Raw genomic sequence first — 17,658 nt, forward strand, 5'->3', positions numbered from 1 at the left:
ACGCTTAGACCATCAGGTCGGGTGTGTTATCACATTGTAAGGGCAAACTGAACTGAAAAGTCAGGACGCAAAGCCTCCGGTCTAACAGCAGGAAAGCTAATGACAGCGGGGTTACCAAGGTGAATTTGGATACAAAATTGTTACCATATAGATATTGGGTATGCTGTTTTTTCCAGTATGATCTTGTATTGCTCCTTTGTGCCTGATACTTCAGTTCTATTGATTGTTCTATCCACAATCACAGGTGTCAGACGTCTATGTCTTCGGGATTATCAATAAATAAAATCATCGGGTTATGTGGCGATAGCTTGGCTGAACCACATATATTATTGATTCAGCCGCTAATAGTTTCCGAAAATGAGGTTGAAAAAGTCCTATCAAAGGAAGGCATCAGGGTATCAAGCGTTAATTCTGTTAAACAATCAAAGGGCATTATTGCTGATGGTAATGTCAATTTGATCCTGCTCGATATGGATGCTATGACCGAGCTCGGGCCGCGTATTCTGCGTGAGTTCGAAGGACTTGATTGTGTCATCATGGTCAATGAGCGCCAGGCCACCATTGCTGCGGAAGCTATGTGTGCCGGGGCTGTTGACTATATTATCAAGCCCTTCTGCCCCCAGCAATTGCTCGATGTTGTCCGTGGTGCTCTACGCCTTCGTCAGGCGATCCCCAATCTTATCGCTGTGTCGCCCATGAGCCTGCAGGTCTTGCAACTGGCCCGACGAGCAGCCAAAACCTCTGCCACCATTCTGATCGGTGGTGAGTCAGGAACCGGTAAAGAACGGTTGGCCCGTTATATTCACGAAATGTCTGCCAGAGCGGAAAAACCATTTCTGGCGATTAATTGTGCAGCAATTCCTGAGGCAATGCTTGAGTCAATTCTTTTTGGCCACAATAAAGGTGCATTTACCGGTGCTGTTTCTGCCCAGCCCGGAAAATTTGAGTTGGCTCAGGGGGGAACCCTGTTGCTGGATGAAATATCAGAGCTTCCTTTGAACCTGCAGGCTAAATTATTACGGGTGCTGCAAGAAAAAGAAGTTGAGCGACTTGGCAGCAATCAAACGATTGCTCTTGATGTTCGAATCATTGCCGCCAGCAATAAAGATCTGCGCAAACTGGTTGCATGTGGGCTATTTCGTGAAGACCTTTTCTATCGTCTTGATGTATTGCCAATGAATTGGCCTGCATTACGTGAACGTCCTGAGGATATTATTCCGCTGGCCAACTACTTTATTGAGCGTTATGCATCCCAACAGGGCTATCGCCTGAGTGAACGTGCCTGTCAGTTGTTGCTGTCATATGAATGGCCAGGAAATGTACGAGAGCTGGATAATGTCATTCAACGGTCATTAATAATGGCGCGTGGTTTGCATATACAGTCCGTCGATTTGATGTTGCCAAATTGTATTCTTCCCGAAGAAACAGTCGCAGCAGACACGTGGCATGCTCCCGAGGGGTTGAGTGAAACCCGGCGGCATGCCGAGTTCCAATTTGTATTAGAGACCTTGCGCCGCTTTCGTGGCCATCGTACCCGCACAGCCGATGCACTGGGCATGACAACCCGGGCACTGCGCTACAAGCTTGCGGCGATGCGTGAGCAAGGCATTGATATTGAACAGCAGATTCAAGCAGAGGGATAAAGAGTGAAGATTCAGATGATGTCATCACAAGTGACACTACTGCAGCAGATGCAGGAGATGCAGCGTGTCGCAAGCCAGACCCCTTCTATCGAATCCAATGATCTGTCGGGAGCATCATTTACCGATGCCATGCGGGATGTGGTCGGGCGTGTCAATGAACAGCAGAATGTCGCGTCAAAATTAATGGCATCGGTCGATGCTGGGCAGAGCGATGATCTGGTGGGCGCCATGGTGGCGAGTCAAAAAGCCGGCTTGAGTTTTTCAGCCTTGATGCAGGTTCGCAACAAGCTGATGACCGGTTTTGACGACATTATGCGCATGCCGCTCTGAGGTAACAGATGACTGAACTGGTAACGTCTCCTCAGGGGGCAGCCCCTGATTCGCTCAAAATCAGGCTACAAGAGGGATTACGCAACTGGCGTACCCTCTCCCGTGACAACAAATCGATCCTGACCATTGCTCTGCTGGCTGCCATTGTGGCAGGCACCATAGTCGTTATCCTGTGGACCTCCAGCAAAAACTATGTACCCCTGTATGGCAAACAGGAGCTATACGATACCGCCAACATCATGGAGATGCTGGAGAAAGAGCAGGTGCCTTTCCGTCTGGAAAAGAGCACCGGTCAGGTACTGGTTCCTGAAAACCAGCTGGCTCATGTCCGGATGGCGCTTGCTGCACGAGGGGTGCGTGCAGCCATGCCGTCTGGTCTGGAAGGGCTGGACAACGTAACCGGATTGGGTACCAGCGAATTTATGGAAGGGGCGCGTTATCGTCATGCCCTGGAAGGGGAGCTGGCCCGTACCATCATAGCCCTCGATGCCGTGCGCAGTGCCCGCGTTCATCTGGCTATTCCGAAACGCACGTTGTTCGTGGGGCGCGATGAGGAGAAACCCAGCGCATCGGTAATGCTCGATATGCAACCGGGCCAATCCATCGAAGCGGGTCAGGTCGAGGCGATTGCCAACCTGGTAGCAGGTAGTATCTCCGGAATGAAGCCCGGTGCCGTCACTGTGGTTGATCAATCCGGCCAGTTGCTCAGCGCAGAGCTGGGGGACAAGGTCGGTTTTGGCAAGCAGAGCGTTCAACAGATGGAGTATGTCCGCAAGCTGGAACAATACATTCGTCAGCGTGCCAATGACATGCTCTATCCCATGCTCGGCAGCACCAATTTCAAGGTGCAGATTGCGGCAGACGTTAACTTCAACGCTGTTGAAGAGACCCAGCAGCAGCTTGATCCGCAAGGTGTGGTGACTCGCGAGTCCAACAAGTCAGACAAGACCATCGATGCGCTGGCGATGGGGATCCCGGGGGCGTTATCCAACCGCCCGCCTGAAACGGCGGCAAAAGATGAAAAGGCTGGTGCTGACAAAAGCAATGCAAATGCCAATACCGCTACACAACAGAACGACACTCGTACCGAGCGTCAGGAAGTCAGCAAGCAGTACGAAAACAGTCGCACCATAGTACACACCCGTTACCAGCAGGGACGTCTGGAACGAATTAACGTATCAATTCTGCTTAACCAGCAGATTGCACCGAAAGGTGGCTGGAGTGCCGAGCAGCTGGAACAGATCCGTCAGATGGTAGAGCGTGCTGTCGGTTTCGATGAGACGCGTGGCGATCAGATTAGTCTGCAGGCCTTCGATTTCAATGGTGCAGTACAAGTAGCCGCTCCCGAATCCAGTTGGTGGGAGACCCCCTACTGGCAAGACTCCTTGCGCTATCTGGTCGGAGGTTTGCTTGGCCTGACACTGGTCTTCTTCGGTATTCGTCCGTTGGTGAAACATCTGGTTCGCACCCAACAGCAGCCGGATATGGAAATGGGTGAGACGGAAGAAGAGCTGGAGCCCACAGTCGGATTGTCCATGCGCAGGGATGACGATGATCCCCAGCTGACGTCTGCTCTTTCAAATAGTCTGATCCGTACTGACAACAAGATGGAGCCCCAGTTCTCGTCACTCGATATGGAGTCGTTGCCGGAACCTGGATCCGAGCTGGAGGTTCAGCTCAAGCATTTGCAGTTGCTGGTTGAAAAAGATACCGCCCGGGTGGCGGAGGTTGTCAGAGCATGGGTGAGTGGCAATGAACAGCGTTAACTTGAATCAGAGTGCCGTCGATATCGATATCGACAACCTTGAGAAGGCCGCCATCTTGTTGCTGAGCATGGGGACCGAATCTGCGGCCAAGGTGATGCAAAAGCTCTCCCGCGACGAGGTGCAGCGTTTGATTTCCAAGATGGCCTCTCTCTCTGGCGTCAGTTCGATGGAGGCAAAGTGGACGTTGCAGCAGTTCTTCAATCACTACCGTGAGCAGAGCGGAATTGGCAGCGCTTCACGGGAGTATCTGGAACAGACGCTCGATCTTGCTTTGGGGCAACGACTCTCCCGTAGTCTGCTCGACAGTCTGTACGGCGATGTGATGAGCCAGGATATCCAGCGTCTGCAGTGGGTACCTGCCGATGTGCTTGCACGTTTCTTCCGCAACGAGCATCCCCAGATGCAGGCTGTGCTGCTGGCCTTCCTGCCGCCCCAGACTGCGTCCGCCGTGCTTGATGCCTTGCCCGGCTCGGTGCATGACGATTTGCTGGTGCGCGTCGCCAGTCTCAGCAGTGTCAGTGAACATGTGCTGGGCGAACTCAGGCTGACACTGGATCGCTGTCTCACCTACGTGGCGGATCAATCTGGTGCCAAGGTAAACGGGGTGCGGCAGGTAGCCGATATTCTCAACCGTTATCAGGGTGACAAGGAGCAGATGCTCTCCCTGTTGCGGGAACACGATGGTGACATGGCGCTTGAAATTGAGAAGAACATGTTCGATTTCATGGCGTTGCGCCGTCAGAGCGACGACACCTTGCAACGGTTGGTGCAGGAGCTGCCCAGCGAATTGCTGGCATTGGCTCTCAAGAACACAGAAACCAGCTTCCGCAAGGTGGTGTTGGGTGCCATGCCGAAGCGGATGGCTCAGGCGCTGGACGATCAGATCCAGAACCAGGGCAGTGTCTCTTTGCGCAAGGTCGAGCAGGCAAGGGAAGAGGTCATGCAACTGGTCCGCGAGTTGGTGGAGCAGGGCGAGATCGAGTTCCAGCTGTTCGAAGAGCCCACCGTCAGTTAACAGGAGGCATTCATGAGTCACAATGTGCGCAAATTGATGCCTGGGGCGACCCGTCTGTATCGTTTCCCTGCGCTCGGTCAGAGTGGGGAAGAGGCCCGGAGTCAGCAAGAACAGTTTGAATTCGGCTATCAGCAGGGGCTGGAGCAAGGTCATGACGAAGGTTATCAGGCCGGCTATCAGCAAGGGCTGACTAGCGGCCTGCAGGAAGGCGAGAGCACCGGTTTGCAACAAGGGCAAACTCGCGGGTTTGCTCAGGGCCTTTCGGAGGGACGCGCTGCCTTCGAACAGGCAATGGTGCCATTTGCCAAGCTGCAAGAGCAGTGGGAGTCACTGAGCCGGGCCCGAATGGCCGAGCAGAAAGAGCTGATTGCCCAGCTGGTGGCGCAGGTGGCCAAGCGGGTCATCATGGCCGAGTTCACCCTCAATCCGCAGCAGGTGATGAATCAGGTCGAGCAGGCGCTGGCTACCTTGCCGAGTGGGTCGGAAGAGCTGGTGATCTACCTCAACGAGGGAGATCGACAGCGACTCGCCGAGCAGGGGGTGACTCGCTGCGAAGGGTGGCCATTACAAGTTGATGCAGCACTTGGGGTAGGCGATGCCCGTATCGAAACGCGCGCTGCCGTCGTCGAGGTAAGCACCAGCTCCCGTCTGGCAACCTGCATCGAACAGCTCAACAGCTCGCTGGACGTGCCGCAAGATGCATGAAGCCTTGCAGCAGGCACTGACCAGTGCGCTGGATAATCTTGATGAACTGCCCGTGTTTCGTCGTTTTGGCCGGTTGGTGCGAGTGACCGGCTTGACTCTCGAGGTAGTCGGCTGCCAACTGGTGATGGGGCAGCGTTGTCGTGTCAGCACGGCAAGTGGCGCCCCCTTGCTGGCCGAGGTGGTCGGTTTTAACCGGGATATCTCTTACCTGATGCCGCTGCAGCCGATGAGTGGCCTCTTCGCGGGAGCTCAGGTCGAACCGATCGATGGGGAGGAAACCGTTCGGCTTGGTTGTCATCTGCTGGGGCGGGTACTCGATGGCCTGCTGCAGCCCCTCGACGGGCAGCCGTTACCCGATGTTGGTGACAGTGTCCCCCTGTTTGCTCTTCCCCCCAATCCGCTATTGCGAACTCCGGTACGTGAACCGCTGGATGTCGGTATCCGCGCCATCAATGGCCTGCTGACGGTTGGCAAGGGCCAGCGCTTGGGGCTGTTCGCCGGCTCGGGGGTCGGCAAGAGTATGTTGCTGGGCATGATGACCCGCAATACTGCAGCCCAGATTGTGGTGGTGGGGCTGATTGGTGAGCGGGGCCGTGAAGTGCGCGAATTCATCGAACACAGTCTGGGGGCCGATGGTCTGGCTCGCGCCGTGGTCATTGCGGCGCCAGCGGATCAATCTCCCCTGATGCGGCTGCGAGCGGCCCAGCTATGCCACCGGATTGCCGAGTATTTCCGTGAGCAGGGGCAGGATGTGCTGCTGCTGATGGATTCACTGACTCGCTATGCCCAGGCGCAGCGGGAAATCGCGCTGGCCATCGGTGAACCTCCTGCCACCAGGGGTTATCCACCCTCGGTATTCAGCATGCTGACCCAGCTGGTGGAGCGAGCCGGTAACGGCACGCATCCGGATGGCAGTTTGAGTGCGTTCTACACCGTGCTGGCGGAAGGGGATGACCAACAGGATCCGGTGGTCGATGCGGCGCGCGCCATTCTCGATGGTCATATCGTGCTGACCCGCCGTCTTGCGGAAGAGGGCCACTATCCAGCCATCGATATCGGTGCCTCGGTCAGTCGGGTTATGCCACAAGTCGTGCCTGCCGAATGGCAAAAGCTGGCGGTCACCTTGCGCCAGCTGTGGGGACGCTATCAGCAGGTGCGTGAACTGCTGCCACTGGGCGGTTATCAACCCGGGGCCGATCCGCAGATGGATGAGGCTGTTCAGCGTTATCCGGGGATTGCCGCATTCCTGCAGCAAGGCTTGCATGAAGAGATGGCCTTTGAACAGGTGATGGTTGGTCTCAAGCAGGTGCTGGGGCAGGGATAAGGATTCGTTATGCTGAAGTCTTATCTGGGGTTGCAACAGGAAGAGCTGGAAAATCTTGGTGCTGAGCGTCAGCGTTTGCGGGAGCTGGCGTTGCGGGAAGAGCAGCGAGCACACAAATTGCAGGAAGTGATCTCCTCGCTGCGGCCCGGTTCCGACAAGTTTCACCCTTTGCTATGGCAAAACAAGCAACAGATGGATGGCCAGTTGCGCCGCTTGCTCTCCCATCAGGTGCAGCAATCTGCGCTGGCCAGACTGGATCTGGAGCGCCACGAAGGGGAACTTGTCCGGCAGTTCGGGCGGGTCAAGGGGCTGGAGCTATTGCTGGCAAGACGTGATGATGTTGCTCGCCAGCAGCAGGAGAGGCGGGATCAACTGCAGCTGGATGAGCTGGCGAGTTTGCGTCACCTGACCCGCAAAGAGTAAGACGGAAGGTTAATCTGTGATGCTGTCCGGGTCGCGATAACCTGACTCTTGTCCCAACAGCGAATGAATCGTCTCCATCTGGCCTGCCAGCAGGCGGCCATTGAGATCATTCTGGCGCAGACACTGGTGCAGCAGCTGTTCAAGCTGTTGCCATTGATTGGTTACCGTGGTGCGCAGGGGAAGTGGCAGCTTGGCTATCAGGGTGGCCATCCCCTTCTCATCGGGTTTGAGGCCCAATGTCTGCAGCTGCTGGCAGCGTAACTTTGCCTGTTGTGTCACCTTGGCCATCAGCGCTGTCTGCTGCTCGTTATGGACTTGCAGGCCATCGACATCATGGCTTGCCAGCAGTGCATGTTGGCGCAGCAACAAGGCTGTAAGCTCGGTGTAGTGGCCGTTATCCTGCTGGATCCCGAGGATCAATGCCTTGACGGTGGCCTTGGTATCCACGCTCATCGGCGATGCATATCCAGAATGGCCTGACCCAGCGCATCCAGATCGATCTCCAGTTTGCCTTCACTGATGGCTTTGCGGATCTCGTTGACCTTGTCCATGTCGACGTCGGATGTGGTGGCCAGCTGGCTGCGGGCGTTGGCTACTGACTGCGCTGTGCTGCTGATCCGGGCTTCGGATGACTGTGAAGATTTGGTTTCCGGTTTGGCCGTCACATCCGGTTTGCGGCCAGACTGGTTTTGAATATAGAGCGAGTCAGTACGGGTAATTTTCATAACATAAATTCCTGATGGTCTGTTTATGACAAGCGACCCAAGGCTTGTCGAACTTGAATCAAATTGCGATCTTGGTTCAAAAACGGGTTTCAACTTCCCCTATATCAGTCACCCATGCCTGTATCTGCTTGCCAGAGCTAAGATTTTTCACTCTGATCCCCTCGCCTATTCCGCCATTATCGAGGGCCTCCCCTCTGGTTGTGGCGGAGAACTCACCTTTCCCTGCACGAATTAGTACCCCTTCCCCCTGTTTGACCGCCCAACTTTTTTGTAAGTCCAGCTCACCGATGAGTTGCCCGCTTCTCAGATGCCGGTTGCTTTTATGGCCCAGCAGGGAGTGATTACTCGGGGTGAACCCGCGCTGTATGCGGCTGACATCCAACTCTTTCTCCACCAGATCGCTGGCGCTGATGCCCTGACCTTTTGCGATATCCCGTGCAGCAACCCAGACCGGCAACAGTAGCGAGACCTCTACCCGCCCGCGCACTTGCCAGGCGGGATCTGTGCATTCGATGAGATAGGGGCGTCGTCCCCAGGGTTGCCGATACTGGCCACCTGCTTGTAACGAGAGTGACTGTGAGGGACAGGGAGGAAGGTGCTCGGCGGAAGGGGCAAGCCAGACTCGAAATTCTCCTGTGGTTACAGGCCATCCCTGCTGGGTGATGTAGTCATCAAGACTCTGGCGGGCATCTTGTTCAAGCAACTGTTCAAGCATGGTGCTTTGCACCTGCGGGGCACCGTCCGCGAATGCGCTCAGCAGTAGCCAGAGGATGCCACTCCATTTCCACACGGGAAGTCGCACTTCCTCATTTCTCATCTGCTTGCGGCGGATGGTGCATGGTAACCGCTTGAAACTAGGTATCTTCATGGTTGGCATGAGTCTTGATAAGGGTAACCCCGGTCTGAGTGAACGATAAAGGATGAAGCATGAGTATCTCATTTGACAGCGCCCTCGGCGTACACCCTTATGCCCTCGATGTCAGGGCGGAGCGGGCACGTATTCTGGCGGGAAATCTGGCCAACGTGGATACACCGGGCTATCTGGCTCGGGATGTCGATTATAAGACGATTCTGGGCCGTGTCGCGCAGCAAGTTGCTGCGGGCGAGGAGAGTCAGGCCATCAGCCAGGGCGCCATGCGTGACGATATGCGTCACCCCCTCTATCGCATTCCTTATCAGGTCTCCATGGATGGCAATACCGCCGAATTGGGGGTTGAGCAGGGCAAATTTGCCAACAACGCCACCGATTTTCAGACCAGTCTCACTTTCCTCAATATGAAGATTACCGGGATCGCCAAGGCGATCGAGGGCCGTTAACCATGTCGTTCAACAAGATTTATGACATCGCCGGCAGTGCCATGCGCGCCCAGACCGTGCGGCTGGATACCGTTGCCTCCAACCTGGCCAACGTGGATAGCGCGGCCGCCAGTGAAGACGCCGCGTTTCGAGCCATCAAGCCGGTTTTTTCCACTCTCTATCAGAAGATTCAGGATGCCGATGGCCTCGGCGCTGCATCGGTGCAAGTGGCGGGTATCGTGCAGTCCGACCGTCAGGTAGAGAAACGGCTGGAGCCGACCAACCCGATGGCCGATCAGGATGGCTTTGTCTACTACTCCAACGTCAACGTGGTGGAAGAGATGGCTGACATGATGAGCGCCTCTCGCGGTTTTGAAACCTCGGTGGAGGTGATCAACCGGATCAACAGTATGCAGCAAGGTTTGCTGCGTCTTGGTCAGGGAGCCTAAGCCCATGAGTCTGCCACAGATAAGCAGTCTGGATACGGCGCGTGGTACGGGTCAGGCTGTTGCTGACCCCAAGATCGTCAGCAATGGCGCCGGTGCTGCTCAGGAAACGCAAGCCAATCAGAATAGCGGGATGCAACTGCGTAACGAATTCCTGCAGATGATGGTGGCGCAGATCCAGAACCAGGATCCCACCAACCCACTTGATGGAGCCCAGTATGTTGCCCAGCTGGCCCAGTTCAGCATGGTAGAGGGCGTCGAAGGACTGAAGAAGCTTCAGCTACAGAGCAACACCAAGATGGATACCCAGCAGGTGTTGCAGAGTACCGCTTTGGTCGACAAAGAGGTCATGGTGCCGAGCAAAACCCTTAAACAACAGCAAGAGCACAAGGTCCGCGGTCAAATCGAGCTGCAAGGTGCGGCGGAGCAAGTGGATCTCAAAGTGTATGACCAGCACGGCGTGCTGGTGGCCAGCAAGAGTTGGGGTGAGAGCAAGGCGGGCGGGCTGGATTATGAACTGCCCCCCCTTCCTGCCGGAGAGTACCACTTTGAGGTCAAGGCCTCGGCGGGCAAGACCTTGGTGGCGACCAAAAATTATGTAGCGAGCAAGGTAGAACGTGTTGCTTTGCCCGGTACGGGAGAAATCATGCTGCAGGTTGCCGGTGTGGGCGATGTCCCGCTGTTCAGTGCAATCCAGTTCGGCAAATCAGCGTAATTAGATAGGAGCGACACAGTGTCTTTCAGTATCGGATTGAGCGGCCTGCGCGCCGTAAACCAGGAATTGAGCGTTATCAGTAACAACGTTGCTAACGCCAGCACCGCGGGCTTCAAATCCAGCCGTGCCGAGTTTGCTGCCATCTATGGTGGTGGTCAGGCTGGCGGTGTCGAGATGAACAACGTCTCCCAGAACTTTGATCGCAACGGTGATGTGATGCGCACCGGGCGCGGGTTGGATCTGGCGATTTCTGGCAGTGGTTTCTTCGTGCTGAAAGATGGCAGCGGACAAACCTCCTACACCAGAGCTGGCATGTTCCAGCGTGATAGCGGTAACTACCTGACCACGGCGAGTGGTACCCGTCTGCAGGGTTATACCACGGATGACGCGGGCAAACTGCAATCTGGTGTGGTCGGGGATATTCAGGTCAAGGCGGGCAGCCTGCCAGCCAAGGCATCCGACAAGCTGGAGTTTGTGGCGAACCTAAAAGCGGATGCCAGCAAGATTACCCAGGTGTTCAACAAAGATAATTCGGAAACCTATAACTACTCCCAGACCAGCAAGGTGTACGACTCCCTCGGCAGTGAGCACAGCCTGACCCAGTATTTTGTCAAGACCGATGAGAACAAGTGGACAGTACATTACACCCTCGATGGTAGTGATCTGGCTGCAAAAACGGATCTGGAATTCACCAAAAACGGCACATTGAATGCGCCTGCTGCTGAAAAAATGCCCAAGTTGACCCTTAATGCGCCAGGGGCTGTAGATATCACGCTGGCAGTGGATATCAGCAAGGTGAGCCAGTATGCCTCTGACTTCAACGCTACCCGCAACCAGTCCAATGGTTATACCGCAGGTGACCTGACCGGTGTGCGGGTTGATGCCGATGGTGGTGTCTATGCCACCTTTACCAACGGTCAGAGCCTGTTGCAGGGGCAGGTCGTGATGGCGAACTTCACCAATCCCAATGGTCTGCTGCAGACCAACAACACCACCTGGCAACAGTCGTTCAGTTCCGGCCAGCCGGTACTGGGGGCGCCGGGAACCGGCACCATGGGCAAGCTGACCGCCGGGGCCTATGAGAGCTCCAACGTGGATCTGACCGGTGAACTGGTAAGCCTGATGACTTCCCAGCGTAACTATCAGGCCAACGCCAAGACCATCAGTTCCGCTGACAAGATGACCCAGGTTCTGTTCAACTCCTTCTAAGGGTAACCCGTGGAAAAGCTTATCTACACCGCCATGTCCGGGGCGCAACATACCCTGATGGCCCAGCAAATCCGGGCCAATAACCTGGCCAACGTCAATACCGCCGGTTTTCGGGCTGACTTTGAGCGGGTTTCGGCTTATGCCCTGACGGGCGATGGTTACCAGAGCCGAGTGATGGCCAGAGAAGAGATGGCCGGGACCAACTTCAAAGCTGGCCCTCTGATGCAGACCGGTCGCAAGCTGGATGTGGCGATTCGTGGCGAGGGTTTTCTGGCGGTGCAGACGCCTGATGGCAAAGAGGCTTATACCCGCGCTGGTAATCTGGAGGCCGATGCCGACGGGCTGTTGACCCTCAATGGTCGGCCGGTGCTGGGGGAGGGGGGCGAGCTGGTGCTGCCCGCTTATCGTGACATCAGTTTCGGCAAGGATGGCACCCTGAGTATCACTCCGCCGGGTGGTGGCGCCCGGCTCGATGTGGGGCGTCTGAAACTGGTCAATCCAGAGCCAGCCGAATTGGTCAAAGGTCATGACGGTCTGTTCCGGAGGCGTCAGGGAGAGGATGCAGAGGTCAGTGACCAGGTGGTGATGGCATCCGGTTTTCTGGAAGGGGCCAACGTCAATGCCGTGGATGAGCTGGTCAGCAGTATGTCATTGACCCGCAATTTCGAACTGCAGGTCAAGTTGATGAAAGCGGCGGATGATCAGGCTCGTCAAGGGGCCAAATTGATTTCCGGTCAGGGTTGATTTTGACGGCATCGGGCAGATACCCGATGCCTTGCCACATCCCAGTGGATGAGGCTTGATGAACAAGGTGGAATAACAATGCACGCAGCATTATGGGTCAGTAAAACAGGTCTGTCGGCACAAGATGCCAAGATGTCCAGTATCTCCAACAACCTGGCTAACGTGAACACGGTCGGCTTCAAGCGCGATCGAGTAGCGTTTGAAGATCTCTTTTATCAGGTGCAGCGCCAGCCGGGTGCTCAGCAAGATCAGCAGAATCTAGCGCCTATCGGTATTCAAATGGGTAATGGTGTGCGGGTGGTGGGTACCCAGAAGGTCTTCACCTCCGGCCAGTTCCAGAACACCAATCAGGAGCTGGATATGGCGGTGGTCGGTGCCGGTTTCTTCGGGGTCGAGCGCCCGGATGGCGAGACGGCCTATACCCGCAATGGCCAATGGCATCGCAATGCCGAGGGGCAACTGGTTAACGCCGATGGTTTGCCCATGGTACCGCAGATCCAGATCCCCGATAACGCTACCAAGATCTCCATTGGTACCGACGGCACTGTCAGCGCCTCGTTGCCCGGTCAGCAAGAGAACGTCGAGCTGGGCCGCATAACCCTGACCAATTTCGCCAACCCGGCCGGTCTGGAAGCGCTCGGTGGCAACCTCTACCGTGCAACCGGCGCGTCCGGTGAGCCCATTGAAGGTGTACCGGGTGAAGAGGCGATGGGGGCCGTCAAGCAATTCACGCTGGAGAGCTCCAACGTAAACGTGGTCGAGGAGATGGTCGATATGATCACGACCCAGCGGGCTTACGAGATGAATGCCAAGGTGGTCTCTTCCGCCGACCAGATGCTCAAGTTTGTCACTCAGGCACTGTAATGATGAAGTCGATGCTGCGTTATATCTGGTTGGTATTGTTGCTGGGCGGCTGTGCCACCTATGAGCTGCAGGCACCCGAGCCGGGTGACGAGAAATGGGCACCATCCCGTCCCAAGGTGACCGCGACTGCGCAGGGCGAAGATGGTGGCCTCTATCGGGGCAACTACATGATGACCCTGTTTCAGGATCGGCGTGCTTACCGGGTTGGTGACATTCTCACCGTGGTGCTGGAAGAGCGTACCCAGTCGAGCAAGAAAGCCAATACCAGCATGAGCAAAAACAGCAGCATGAATGTGCCGGCCCCCTCTATTGGCGGTAAACTGCGCCCCGACTGGGGGGCCGCCCTCAGTGCGGATCGGGATTTTGATGGCGGAGCGACCTCCAGTCAGCAAAATACCCTGGCAGGTTCCATCACTGTGACGGTCGCGGAGGTGATGCCCAACGGTGTGCTGGGGATCCGCGGTGAAAAGTGGATCCGCCTCAATCAGGGGGATGAATATATCCGCTTGGGCGGCATGGTTCGGGTTGAAGATATTGACCAGAGTAACCGTATCTCCTCCCAGCGCATTGCCGATGCCCGCATCACCTATGCCGGTCGTGGTGCCCTCGCCGACAGTAACCAGATGGGGTGGCTGGGCCGCTTCTTTAGCTCGGCGTTTGCGCCATTTTGAGGAATCACATGAACAGATGGTTTATCGCCCTGCTGTGCCTCTGCTTGCCCTTGTTTAGTCAGGCTGCCGCACCGGCCAAACGAGCCTTGCTGGATATTGCCGATGTGCAGGGGCTGAGAACCAACCAGCTGGTGGGTTATGGTCTGGTGGTCGGTCTCTCCGGGACCGGTGACAAAAGCCAGGTCAAATTTACCGGCCAATCCATGGCCAACATGCTCAAGCAGTTTGGCGTGCAGTTACCGGACGATATCGATCCCAAGCTCAAGAACGTGGCAGCCGTTTCGGTTCAGGCCACGCTACCCGCCCTGGCTGGCAAGGGGCAGTTGCTCGATGTGACCGTGACTTCCATTGGTGATGCCAAGAGTCTGCGCGGTGGTTCTCTGCTGCTGACCCCCCTGCGTGGTATCGACGGTGAAGTCTATGCCGTGGCGCAGGGCAATCTGGTTGTCGCAGGTGTGAAAGCGGAAGGGCAATCAGGTTCATCGGTCACGATTAACGTGCCGACAGCCGGGATTATTCCCAACGGTGCCACCATCGAACGAGAGGTGGTCAGCAATTTTGCCGAAAAGCCGGAAGTGACCCTCAATCTGCATCAACCCAACTTCAAGACCGCGCGCAATGTGGAGCGAGCCATCAACCATCAGCTGGGGCCGGTTGCCCGAGCGGTGAGTGCCGGGCGGGTTCAGGTTGCAGCCCCCAGGGACGAGAGCCAGCGCATCGCGTTTATGGCCCTGCTGGAGGATATCAAGGTGGATCCGGGTCAGGAGCGGCCGAAGGTGGTCTTCAACAGTCGAACCGGCACTGTGGTGATGGGGCAAGGGGTCAAGGTTCACAAGGCTGCCGTCAGTCATGGCAGTCTGACGGTGACGATTGGTGAGAGTCAGACGGTCAGTCAGCCCAACGCCTTCTCCAACGGGCAGACCACGACGACCCCCAACTCCAAGATCCAGGTCGATCGGGAACGTAACAACATGTTTGTCTGGCCGGATGGCACTTCCTTGGAAGTGATCGTCAAGGCTGTCAATTCACTCGGGGCAACCCCCGATGATGTCATGGCCATCTTGCAAGCGCTCAATGAGGCTGGCGCCCTTGAGGGTGAGCTGGTGGTTATCTAAGGATTATCATGACCAGAATTAGCTCTGATCCCGGTTTTTATCAGGATCTCAATGAATTGCAGCAAATCAAAAGCAACCCGGATCAGCGTGCCGCGCTGGATGCTGCAGCCGGTCAGTTTGAAGTCAGTTTTCTGCAAACCGTGCTCAAACATATGCGCTCGGCGACGGATGCCCTGCAGGATGAGGACGACAAGATCATCAAGGGGCAATCCCTCTATCGCGATATGTATGACAGCCAGTTGGCGATGAGCATGGTCAAGCGAGGTGGCATAGGTCTGCGGGAGCAGATGGTCAACCAGCTGGCTCCGTCATTAAAGAATCCGGACGGGGTGGTCGCTTCAGAGCAGCAGACCCTGGCTGCGTTCAGCCAGCCTCTCAACTCGGTAAAAATGAAGAAGGTTGACTGATGTCACTGCTCAATATCGGCGCCAGCGGACTAAATGCAGCCCAGATTGCATTGAACCTGACCGCCCAGAATATCGCGAACGTCAATACCATCGGGTATAGCCGTCAGGAAGCCATGATGGGCAGTCTGTCCGGTTTCGGGCGGTTGGATAATGGTGCCGGAGTCGAGGTGACAGGGGTACGCAGGGTAACGGATGACTATCTGGTTGCTCAACACTGGCGTAGCCGTTCGGCCACCGGTTCTTCTTATGCCTTTCATCAATACATCAATACGACAGAGCAGTTGCTGGGCAGTGAGTCGATGAATATCGCAAAAGGGCTCGACAGCTTTTTTGCCTCGCTCAGTGCTGCGCTCGACAGTCCAGAAACCCCGGCACAGCGCAGCCAGATCGTCAGCTCGGCTGGGGCCCTCGCCAACCGCTTTACCCAGCTGGGCGAGAGCCTGGTCACCCAGGAAAAACAGATCGACGATCAGTTGAGCAGCACTGTTTCCCAAGTGAACAGCTACCTTTCACAACTGGCCGAATTGAATGTCCAGATTGGCGATCAAGCCGCCAAGGGAGTCAATACCTCAGCGCTGGAAGATAGTCGCGAACAGGTTGTTCGTGAGTTGTCGACCTATATGGAAGTGCGGGTTAATCGTCAGAGTGACGGCGCTTTCGCGATCAGCCTGCCGCAAGGACAGCCGCTGGTGTTGGGAGGAAGCAGCAGTACTCTCGCGCTTGCTGGCGATAAACTCAGCCTCGCTTTCGGTGGTCAGACGTTTGAAGTTCCTAAATTGCATGGTGGTTCGCTGGCGGGTGTGATGGATTATCGCACCACAGTATTGCGGCCGACCAGAGAGGCGTTGAATCAGATAGCGGGCAAGCTGGCAGAGGATTTCAATGCCAAACAGGCCGGTGGCTTTGACCTTCATGGAGTAACCGGGAAACCGCTATTCGCTTTTGACGAAACAAAAGATATCCATGGTAACTACATCAATGCGTTGGGAACATTGCGGGTGGCTGATGGTTTTACCGGAGACAATCTTGCTTTTGCCAAGGCAGGTGGCGGCAAGGGCGATAACCGCAACTTGCAGGACCTGCTGACGATAAAAAATGGCCAATACGATGCCTATAGTGCCCTGCTTGGCAAGATGGCGGTGCAGAGCGGGCAGGCGAAAGCGAGCATGCAGGCCGATGCCAATATGGAAAAACAGATGGCGGCCAAGCTGAGCAGTGTCAGCGGTGTGAATACCGATGAGGAGGGGGTGAAAGTCATGGCTTACACCAAGGCTTATCAGGCCAATGCCAAGGTGATCAGCACCTCGGAACAACTCTTCAATTCCATTCTGAATATGTTCTGAGGAGGGTGACCATGCGCATCAGTACCAACCAGATCCAGCTCAGCATGCTAGACAACTTGCAGCATGGCTTCGGTGAATATGCCCGGCTCGATCGCCAAATCTCCACGCAAAAACGCATCCTTCAGCCCTCTGATGATCCTGTTGGCAGTGTGCAACTGCTGGGCTTGCAGAAAGAGCAGGTGGCGATGGCGCAGTACCAGAAAAATATTGCCAATGCCAAGAGCCAGCTCTCTCAGGGGGAACTGCAGTTTGAAACCATGACCAACATGCTGATGCGGTTGCGGGAGTTGACCCAGACTGCTGCAACAGGCTCTTTGTCGGATGCGGATCGCAAAGCGGTGGCCAGTGAGGTCGCCATTATCAAGGATGGTCTGCTGGATCTGGCCAATGCACGTAACGAGAGTGGCTCCAGCCTCTTTACCGGTAGCAAGGTTGATCAGACTGCATTGGTAAAGCAGGCTAGTGGTGACTACAGCTACCAGGGGGACAATCTGGTGCGTGAGGTCAGTATTGCCAACGGCGTCACTGTGGGCTTGAACCAGACGGCTGACCAGCTGTTTCTGCAGCCTGACGATTTTTTCAAACGACTCGATAGCATGGTGAAGGCAATTAATGACGCAGCACCTGACGCCGTCGATCAAGCCCGAGCCATGCTCGGCCGCAGCCAGACGCTGCAAGATAGTATCAGCCAGGCGGTGAGCACGATTGGTGCCCGGATCAATCTGCTGGATCAGATTGACGAGAGCCATGCCGAGAAAGGTGTCTATAGCAAGGAAGTGAGCAACCAGATAGAGTCGCTGGATTATGCCGAGGCCGCGACCCGACAGGCCCATGTCCTGATGGCATTACAGGTGCAACAGCAAGCTTTTGCCAAGGTTAATGGCCTTAGCCTGTTCAACTACATGCCGTAACGAGTG

The 17,658-nt window shown here is 55.8% G+C and carries 21 protein-coding genes and 1 riboswitch; of the genes, 18 read left to right on the forward strand and 3 right to left on the reverse strand.

Translation table 11 applies throughout. From position 1 onward, the window contains the following. The first annotated feature begins 31 nt into the window (after positions 1–31). A riboswitch (cyclic di-GMP riboswitch) is annotated at positions 32–119 on the forward strand. A 138-nt stretch (positions 120–257) separates the two neighbouring features. The 7 genes from lafK to lfiJ are packed head-to-tail and all read left to right on the forward strand — an operon-like array spanning position 258 to position 7,206. Beyond that, entirely contained in the window at positions 258–1,643 is a 1,386-nt protein-coding gene (gene lafK / locus AB5Z05_RS01060) for a lateral flagellar response regulator transcription factor LafK (RefSeq protein ID WP_160881735.1), read from the forward strand. Between the two features lie 3 nt (positions 1,644–1,646). Further along, positions 1,647–1,973 carry a lateral flagellar hook-basal body complex protein LfiE gene (gene lfiE / locus AB5Z05_RS01065; protein ID WP_005336241.1) on the forward strand — a complete coding sequence of 109 codons (327 nt, stop codon included), beginning with the start codon at positions 1,647–1,649 and terminating at the stop codon, positions 1,971–1,973. 17 nt (positions 1,974–1,990) lie between these two features. Then, positions 1,991–3,739, forward strand: coding sequence for a lateral flagellar M-ring protein FliFL (gene fliFL / locus AB5Z05_RS01070; protein ID WP_279460514.1), 1,749 nt, complete (start codon positions 1,991–1,993; stop codon positions 3,737–3,739). Next, complete coding sequence (gene fliGL, locus AB5Z05_RS01075) at positions 3,726–4,754, forward strand: lateral flagellar motor switch protein FliGL (RefSeq protein WP_005336238.1); 1,029 nt, start codon at positions 3,726–3,728, stop codon at positions 4,752–4,754. Before fliFL ends, fliGL begins: the two co-directional genes overlap by 14 nt. 12 nt (positions 4,755–4,766) lie before the next feature. Continuing rightward, a complete protein-coding gene (lfiH, locus tag AB5Z05_RS01080; RefSeq protein WP_118854511.1) occupies positions 4,767–5,459 on the forward strand; it encodes a lateral flagellar assembly protein FliH in 693 nt (230 codons plus the stop codon). Further along, entirely contained in the window at positions 5,452–6,783 is a 1,332-nt protein-coding gene (lfiI, locus tag AB5Z05_RS01085) for a lateral flagellar FliI-like assembly ATPase LfiI (protein ID WP_368149907.1), read from the forward strand. The genes lfiH and lfiI overlap by 8 nt, the downstream gene beginning before the upstream one ends. Before the next feature lie 9 nt (positions 6,784–6,792). Next, a complete protein-coding gene (gene lfiJ, locus AB5Z05_RS01090; RefSeq protein ID WP_019444820.1) occupies positions 6,793–7,206 on the forward strand; it encodes a lateral flagellar protein LfiJ in 414 nt (137 codons plus the stop codon). A gap of 9 nt (positions 7,207–7,215) precedes the next feature. On the opposite strand, the gene AB5Z05_RS01095 is transcribed toward lfiJ, so the two are convergent. The 3 genes from AB5Z05_RS01095 to flgA all read right to left on the reverse strand — a co-directional run bounded on the left by AB5Z05_RS01095 (position 7,216) and on the right by flgA (position 8,646). After that, positions 7,216–7,659, reverse strand: a complete 444-nt coding sequence (locus AB5Z05_RS01095) for a flagellar protein FlgN (RefSeq protein ID WP_021231854.1) — start codon at positions 7,657–7,659, stop codon at positions 7,216–7,218. Next, positions 7,656–7,931 carry a flagellar biosynthesis anti-sigma factor FlgM gene (gene flgM / locus AB5Z05_RS01100; RefSeq protein WP_236341175.1) on the reverse strand — a complete coding sequence of 92 codons (276 nt, stop codon included), beginning with the start codon at positions 7,929–7,931 and terminating at the stop codon, positions 7,656–7,658. Before flgM ends, AB5Z05_RS01095 begins: the two co-directional genes overlap by 4 nt. 76 nt (positions 7,932–8,007) lie before the next feature. Continuing rightward, a complete protein-coding gene (gene flgA, locus AB5Z05_RS01105; RefSeq protein WP_368149908.1) occupies positions 8,008–8,646 on the reverse strand; it encodes a flagellar basal body P-ring formation chaperone FlgA in 639 nt (212 codons plus the stop codon). 212 nt (positions 8,647–8,858) lie between these two features. Here flgA and lfgB point away from each other — a divergent pair, with 212 nt between their 5' ends. From lfgB to lfgL, 11 genes are all read left to right on the forward strand, one after another. Beyond that, positions 8,859–9,248, forward strand: a complete 390-nt coding sequence (gene lfgB / locus AB5Z05_RS01110) for a lateral flagellar basal body rod protein LfgB (protein ID WP_019444816.1) — start codon at positions 8,859–8,861, stop codon at positions 9,246–9,248. A 2-nt stretch (positions 9,249–9,250) separates the two neighbouring features. Continuing rightward, the gene (gene flgCL, locus AB5Z05_RS01115) at positions 9,251–9,676 is read left to right on the forward strand and encodes a lateral flagellar basal body rod protein FlgCL (RefSeq protein WP_019444815.1); all 426 of its coding nucleotides are present in this window, start codon (positions 9,251–9,253) and stop codon (positions 9,674–9,676) included. Between the two features lie 4 nt (positions 9,677–9,680). Continuing rightward, complete coding sequence (locus AB5Z05_RS01120; RefSeq protein WP_368149909.1) at positions 9,681–10,388, forward strand: flagellar hook assembly protein FlgD; 708 nt, start codon at positions 9,681–9,683, stop codon at positions 10,386–10,388. An 18-nt stretch (positions 10,389–10,406) separates the two neighbouring features. Further along, positions 10,407–11,597 (forward strand): lateral flagellar hook protein FlgEL, encoded by a 1,191-nt coding sequence (gene flgEL, locus AB5Z05_RS01125; RefSeq protein ID WP_368149910.1) that lies wholly within the window; start codon positions 10,407–10,409, stop codon positions 11,595–11,597. Positions 11,598–11,606: 9 nt separating this feature from the next. Then, positions 11,607–12,341 carry a lateral flagellar basal-body rod protein LfgF gene (gene lfgF / locus AB5Z05_RS01130; RefSeq protein ID WP_368149911.1) on the forward strand — a complete coding sequence of 245 codons (735 nt, stop codon included), beginning with the start codon at positions 11,607–11,609 and terminating at the stop codon, positions 12,339–12,341. Positions 12,342–12,419: 78 nt separating this feature from the next. Further along, positions 12,420–13,205, forward strand: coding sequence for a lateral flagellar basal-body rod protein LfgG (lfgG, locus tag AB5Z05_RS01135; RefSeq protein WP_005336212.1), 786 nt, complete (start codon positions 12,420–12,422; stop codon positions 13,203–13,205). Continuing rightward, a complete protein-coding gene (gene flgH / locus AB5Z05_RS01140) occupies positions 13,205–13,876 on the forward strand; it encodes a flagellar basal body L-ring protein FlgH (protein ID WP_040068881.1) in 672 nt (223 codons plus the stop codon). Before lfgG ends, flgH begins: the two co-directional genes overlap by 1 nt. A gap of 8 nt (positions 13,877–13,884) precedes the next feature. Beyond that, positions 13,885–14,991 carry a lateral flagellar basal body P-ring FlgIL gene (fgIL, locus tag AB5Z05_RS01145; protein ID WP_236768669.1) on the forward strand — a complete coding sequence of 369 codons (1,107 nt, stop codon included), beginning with the start codon at positions 13,885–13,887 and terminating at the stop codon, positions 14,989–14,991. A gap of 8 nt (positions 14,992–14,999) precedes the next feature. Then, a complete protein-coding gene (locus AB5Z05_RS01150) occupies positions 15,000–15,398 on the forward strand; it encodes a rod-binding protein (protein ID WP_019444809.1) in 399 nt (132 codons plus the stop codon). Then, on the forward strand, positions 15,398–16,741 hold the full coding sequence (gene lfgK, locus AB5Z05_RS01155) for a lateral flagellar hook-associated protein LfgK (protein WP_368149912.1): 1,344 nt from the start codon (positions 15,398–15,400) through the stop codon (positions 16,739–16,741). The genes AB5Z05_RS01150 and lfgK overlap by 1 nt, the downstream gene beginning before the upstream one ends. 11 nt (positions 16,742–16,752) lie before the next feature. Continuing rightward, the gene (gene lfgL, locus AB5Z05_RS01160) at positions 16,753–17,652 is read left to right on the forward strand and encodes a lateral flagellar hook-associated protein LfgL (RefSeq protein WP_368149913.1); all 900 of its coding nucleotides are present in this window, start codon (positions 16,753–16,755) and stop codon (positions 17,650–17,652) included. The last annotated feature ends 6 nt before the right edge of the window (positions 17,653–17,658 follow it).

This window comes from Aeromonas sp. R2-4, assembly GCF_040908365.1.
Lineage (GTDB): Bacteria > Pseudomonadota > Gammaproteobacteria > Enterobacterales > Aeromonadaceae > Aeromonas > Aeromonas veronii.

Excerpts from the sequence above, each read along its gene's own strand:
- flgH (WP_040068881.1), top strand. The coding sequence starts at position 13,205 with ATGATGAAGTCGATGCTGCGTTATATCTGGTTGGTATTGTTGCTGGGC.
- lfgG (WP_005336212.1), top strand. The coding sequence starts at position 12,420 with ATGCACGCAGCATTATGGGTCAGTAAAACAGGTCTGTCGGCACAAGAT.
- AB5Z05_RS01095 (WP_021231854.1), bottom strand. The coding sequence starts at position 7,659 with ATGAGCGTGGATACCAAGGCCACCGTCAAGGCATTGATCCTCGGGATC.
- AB5Z05_RS01150 (WP_019444809.1), top strand. The coding sequence starts at position 15,000 with ATGACCAGAATTAGCTCTGATCCCGGTTTTTATCAGGATCTCAATGAA.
- AB5Z05_RS01120 (WP_368149909.1), top strand. The coding sequence starts at position 9,681 with ATGAGTCTGCCACAGATAAGCAGTCTGGATACGGCGCGTGGTACGGGT.
- flgCL (WP_019444815.1), top strand. The coding sequence starts at position 9,251 with ATGTCGTTCAACAAGATTTATGACATCGCCGGCAGTGCCATGCGCGCC.
- lfgK (WP_368149912.1), top strand. The coding sequence starts at position 15,398 with ATGTCACTGCTCAATATCGGCGCCAGCGGACTAAATGCAGCCCAGATT.
- flgA (WP_368149908.1), bottom strand. The coding sequence starts at position 8,646 with ATGCTTGAACAGTTGCTTGAACAAGATGCCCGCCAGAGTCTTGATGAC.
- lfiH (WP_118854511.1), top strand. The coding sequence starts at position 4,767 with ATGAGTCACAATGTGCGCAAATTGATGCCTGGGGCGACCCGTCTGTAT.
- lfiI (WP_368149907.1), top strand. The coding sequence starts at position 5,452 with ATGCATGAAGCCTTGCAGCAGGCACTGACCAGTGCGCTGGATAATCTT.
- flgM (WP_236341175.1), bottom strand. The coding sequence starts at position 7,931 with ATGAAAATTACCCGTACTGACTCGCTCTATATTCAAAACCAGTCTGGC.
- lfgB (WP_019444816.1), top strand. The coding sequence starts at position 8,859 with ATGAGTATCTCATTTGACAGCGCCCTCGGCGTACACCCTTATGCCCTC.
- fliGL (WP_005336238.1), top strand. The coding sequence starts at position 3,726 with ATGAACAGCGTTAACTTGAATCAGAGTGCCGTCGATATCGATATCGAC.
- lfiJ (WP_019444820.1), top strand. The coding sequence starts at position 6,793 with ATGCTGAAGTCTTATCTGGGGTTGCAACAGGAAGAGCTGGAAAATCTT.
- lfgL (WP_368149913.1), top strand. The coding sequence starts at position 16,753 with ATGCGCATCAGTACCAACCAGATCCAGCTCAGCATGCTAGACAACTTG.
- fgIL (WP_236768669.1), top strand. The coding sequence starts at position 13,885 with ATGAACAGATGGTTTATCGCCCTGCTGTGCCTCTGCTTGCCCTTGTTT.
- lafK (WP_160881735.1), top strand. The coding sequence starts at position 258 with ATGTCTTCGGGATTATCAATAAATAAAATCATCGGGTTATGTGGCGAT.